4 protein-coding genes are annotated in these 3,587 nt (G+C 68.1%); all 4 read right to left on the bottom strand.

The features are described from left to right. Positions 1-431, bottom strand: a 431-nt coding sequence (locus A612_RS02130) for a type IV pilus assembly protein FimV (RefSeq protein ID WP_420891021.1), incomplete at its 3' end; no start/stop codon positions are given. A gap of 274 nt (positions 432-705) precedes the next feature. Then, entirely contained in the window at positions 706-1,818 is a 1,113-nt protein-coding gene (asd, locus tag A612_RS02125; protein WP_019372963.1) for an aspartate-semialdehyde dehydrogenase, read from the bottom strand. Positions 1,819-2,097: 279 nt separating this feature from the next. Then, the gene (gene leuB / locus A612_RS02120) at positions 2,098-3,168 is read right to left on the bottom strand and encodes a 3-isopropylmalate dehydrogenase (protein WP_019372962.1); all 1,071 of its coding nucleotides are present in this window, start codon (positions 3,166-3,168) and stop codon (positions 2,098-2,100) included. Positions 3,169-3,201: 33 nt separating this feature from the next. Further along, a partial coding sequence (leuD, locus tag A612_RS02115) for a 3-isopropylmalate dehydratase small subunit (RefSeq protein WP_019372961.1) occupies positions 3,202-3,587 on the bottom strand: 386 nt, incomplete at its 5' end.

Below are 3,587 nucleotides of genomic sequence, written 5' to 3'. Positions count from 1 at the left end.
GTCACGGCCGCCTCGGGGCGGCGCAGCGACGGCGGATCGAACAGCATGGTGTAGCTGCGCACGATGTGGCCGGAGCTCCAGCTGGCATCGATGACCAGATCGACGAAGGGCTCGTTGATCGGGCGGCTGCTGGACAGCCGCAGCACCGCGCTGCCATCGGGGCGGCGGTGCAGCTGTACCTGGACGCCGTGGGCCGCGGTCGAGTATTCCATGCCCTGCGCGCGGAAGACTTCCGGACTGGCAGGGGCGACGCGCAGCGACTCGGCCTCGGCAGCGGTGATCTGGGGCAGCTCGATCTCGGCGCGCAGCGGCTCGCCCAATGCGGACTGCACGTGGATCCTCCCCAGGGCCAGTGCATGGGCATCGTAAGCGTGAAGGCCCGCTGTGATGGCGATGGCCGAAGCCAGGGCAGAGAATTTCCAGCGGTGCATGGCGACGAAAAACGGTGAAGGGGAAGGGGCCGGAGGGGGCAATTTTCTTGTGGCCATGGGCAAGGCCGCGCCGGCGCGTATGAATATGTAAAAAGCACCATAGCAGCAACGGTTTGCAGTGACAAGCTGCGCAGGGCGGCGGACATTTGCCCCCGCGGGAGCGGCTTCACAAAGGCCCGTTGGGATGTTGGAAACCGACAACGACCCGTAACAACGGGTATCCGTGCCAGGGCCGCCGGGCGCGCCGCAACAGCGCGCCCGGAAGGCCCCGCGCTCAGGCCTGCAACAGGATCCGCAGCATGCGCCGCAGCGGCTCGGCGGCGCCCCACAGCAGCTGGTCGCCGATCACGAAGGCCGAGACGTACTCCGGCCCCATGTTGAGCTTGCGCACCCGGCCCACGCCGATGTCCAGCCCGCCGGTGATGGCGGCCGGCGTGAGCTCCTTCACGGTGAGGGCGCGCTCGTTGGCGACGAACTTCACCCAGGGGTTGCCGCCCTGGATGAGCGATTCGATCTCGGCGAGCGGCAGGTCCTTCTTCAGCTTGAGCGTCAGCGCCAGCGAGTGGCAGCGCATGGCGCCGATGCGCACGCACAGGCCATCGACGGGGATGGGGCGGTCGGTGCCCAGGATCTTGTTGACCTCGGCTTGGCCCTTCCACTCTTCCTTGGACTGGCCGTTGTCGAGCTGCGAGTCGATCCACGGGATCAGCCCGCCCGCCAGCGGCGCGCCGAAGAATTCGGTGGGCACGTCCTCGCGGATGGTCTGGGCGACCTTGCGGTCGATGTCCAGGATGGCGGAAGCAGGGGTGGCCAGGTCGTCCGCCACGGCCGCGTGGATCACGCCCATGCCCTTGAGCAGCTCGCGCATGTGGTTGGCGCCACCGCCCGAGGCCGCCTGGTAGGTCATGGAGCTGACCCACTCGACCAGGTCGGCCTTGAACAGCCCCGCCAGGCCCATCAGCAGGATGGAGTTGGTGCAGTTGCCGCCGATCCAGTCCTTGCCGCCGGCCGCCAGCCGGCGCTTGATCAGCCCCTCGTTGACCGGGTCGAGCACGATGACGGCGCCGTCCTCCATGCGCAGGGCGCTGGCGGCATCGATCCAGTGGCCCTGCCAGCCGCTGGCGCGCAGCTTCGGGTAGACCTCCTTGGTCCAGTCGCCGCCCTGGCAGGTGATGACGATGCTGCACTTGGCCAGCTCGGCGATGTCGCCCGCGTCCTTCAGCTCGGTGTGCGTGCGCGCCATGGCGGGCGCCTTGCCGCCGGCGTTGGAGGTCGAGAAGAAGACCGGCTCGATCAGCTCGAAGTCGCCCTCGGCCTGCATGCGGTCCATCAGGACGGAGCCGACCATGCCGCGCCAGCCGACGAGGCCTACCAGTTGCTTGCTCATGGGAAAACGCCCTTTCAAAACAAGGTTGCAAAAACAGTGCGCACGTGACCGGCGGCTGCTTCTACCTTGCCCCGGCTCGTCTGGGCCGGGAGGGGCGCACGACGATGCCGGGGCTGGTCAGCCCTTGATGGTCGTGGTCTTGGTGGTGCCAAGGTCGCGCGCGCCCCGGCCGGCCCGGGGGGCGGGCCGATGCTTCACGGGGAAGGGGCGGGCGACATGCATGGCGGGAGATTGTAGGGGATGCGGCCGGCCGGGCTGCATGCCCCTAGGAACGCGCGTTCAGCGCAGGGCGTTGACCACCGCATCGCCCATCTGCTGCGTGCCCACTTTGGTGGTGCCCTCGCTCCAGATGTCCGGCGTGCGCAGGCCTTGCGCCAGCACGGCCTTGACGGCGGCTTCGATGCGGTCGGCCGCCTCGGCCTGGCCCAGCGAGAAGCGCAGCATCATGGCCGCCGACAGGATGGTCGCCAGCGGGTTGGCCACGCCCTTGCCGGCGATGTCGGGCGCGCTGCCGTGGCTGGGCTCGTACAGGCCCTGCTTCCTGTCGTTGAGCGAGGCCGAGGGCAGCATGCCGATGGAGCCGGTGAGCATCGAGGCCTCATCGCTCAGGATGTCGCCAAACATGTTGCCCGTGACGATCACGTCGAAGGCCTTGGGCGCCTTGACCAGCTGCATGGCGGCGTTGTCCACGTACATGTGTTCCAGCTGCACGTCGGGGTAGTCCTTGTGCACCTCGGTGACCACGTCCTTCCAGAACTGGAAGGTCTCCAGCACGTTGGCCTTGTCCACGCTGGTGACCTTCTTGTTGCGCTTTCTTGCCGCCTCGAAGGCCACGCGCGCGATGCGCTCGATCTCCGGGCGCGAGTAGCGCATGGTGTCGAAGGCTTCCTCGCTGCCGGGGAAGGGACCATCCTCGGCAGTGCGCCGGCCACGCGGCTGGCCAAAATAGATGTCGCCCGTCAGCTCGCGGATGATCAGGATGTCCAGGCCCGCCACCAGCTCGGGCTTGAGGCTGGAGGCGCCCACCAGCTGCTCGTAGCAGATGGCGGGGCGGAAGTTGGCGAACAGGCCCAGCGCCTTGCGCAGGCCCAGGATGGCCTGCTCGGGGCGCAGCGGGCGATCGAGCGTGTCGTACTTCCAGTCGCCCACGGCGCCGAACAGGATGGCGTCGGACTCGCGCGCGAGCTTCAGCGTCGCCTCGGGCAGCGGATGGCCGGCGGCCTCGTAGGCCGCGCCGCCCACGGGCGCGCTCTCCATCTCCAGGCCCAGGCCCAGCACTTCCAGGACCTTGACCGCCTCGGCGACGATCTCCGGGCCGATGCCGTCGCCCGGCAGGACTGCGATTTTCATGGTGCTTGCTCTCTCGATGGTTCGGTGGGGGGGTCAGGCCGAGGTCATGGTGCGTGCCAGCCAGGGCTTGGTCGCCAGGCGCTGGGCCTCGAAGGCGGCGATCTTGTCCTTGTGGCGCAGGGTCAGGCCAATGTCGTCGTAGCCGCCCAACAGGCAGTACTTGCGGAAGGCGTTGACCTCGAAGGGGATTTCCTCGCCCTGCGGCTGCACGATGACCTGGCGCGGCAGGTCGATGGTCAGCTCGTAGCCGGGGAAGGCGAAGACTTCGTTGAACAGGCGATCGACCTGCGCTTCAGGCAGCACGATGGGCAGCAGGCCGTTCTTGAAGCAGTTATTGAAGAAGATGTCGGCGAAGCTCGGCGCGATGATGGCGCGAAAGCCGTATTGCGCCAGCGCCCAGGGGGCGTGCTCGCGGCTGG

It is taken from the genome of Melaminivora alkalimesophila (assembly GCF_000282995.1).
In the GTDB taxonomy this organism is placed as follows: Bacteria; Pseudomonadota; Gammaproteobacteria; order Burkholderiales; family Burkholderiaceae_C; genus Melaminivora; species Melaminivora alkalimesophila.
Note: the sequence above shows the minus strand (reverse complement) of the source record. Positions and strands in the feature narration are given on the sequence as shown.